Source organism: Nocardiopsis lucentensis DSM 44048 (assembly GCF_000341125.1).
In the GTDB taxonomy this organism is placed as follows: domain Bacteria; phylum Actinomycetota; class Actinomycetes; order Streptosporangiales; family Streptosporangiaceae; genus Nocardiopsis; species Nocardiopsis lucentensis.
Map to the genome: position 1 here is coordinate 1 of NZ_ANBC01000148.1, position 843 is coordinate 843.

Sequence of the window (843 nt, forward strand, 5' to 3'; positions counted from 1 at the left end):
CCACCTCACCCTCGTCGCCGGCCTGCGCACCGACCAGGCCGCCAAACTCACCGACGCCGACATCACCACCATCGACGCCCTCGCCCAGGCCGACGACGACCAACGCCCCCAGACCCTGCCCCGCCGCACCTTCGACCAACTACGCGCCCAGGCCGCCCTCCAGGTCACCCAGGACACCACCCGCACCCGCCACAACCCCCAAGGCACCGTCACCGCCGAGGTCTTCGCCCCCGACGGCCTGGCCAGCCTGCCCGCCCCCAGCCCAGGCGACGTCTTCTTCGACATGGAGGGCTACCCCTACCACTCCAGCGACGACGGCCGCGGCCTGGAATACCTCTTCGGCGCCACCACCGAAGACGACGACACCGAAACCTTCCACGCCTTCTGGGCCCACGACCGCGCCCAGGAGAAACAGGCGCTGGAGGACTTCGTCGACTTCGTCACCGCCCGCATCGACGCCGACGACACCGCGCACGTCTACCACTACGCCTCCTACGAGGTCGACCGCCTCAAACACCTGTCCAGCGAGTACGCCACCCGCGAAGAGGAGGTCAACCGCCTCCTGCGCGAGAACCGCCTGGTCGACCTGTACACCGTGGTCCGCAAAAGCCTGCGCGTGTCACAACGCTCCTACTCCATCAAGTACCTCGAACCCCTCTACCTGCCCGCCGCCCGCACCGGCGGCGTCACCACCGCCACCTCCAGCATCGACGCCTACGCCGCACACCTGGCCGCCCGCGAGGCCGGACACACCCGACAGGCCGAACGGATCCTGGCCTCCATCGCCGCCTACAACCGCGACGACTGCCACTCCACCGCCCGCCTGCGCGACTGGCTCCCCGA

Annotated in this window: 1 protein-coding gene; it reads left to right on the plus strand. The window is 69.8% G+C overall.

Going from position 1 to position 843, the window contains the following annotated elements; all coding sequences use genetic code 11:
* A partial coding sequence (locus tag D471_RS33090; protein WP_040688414.1) for a TM0106 family RecB-like putative nuclease occupies window positions 1-843 on the plus strand: 843 nt, incomplete at both ends.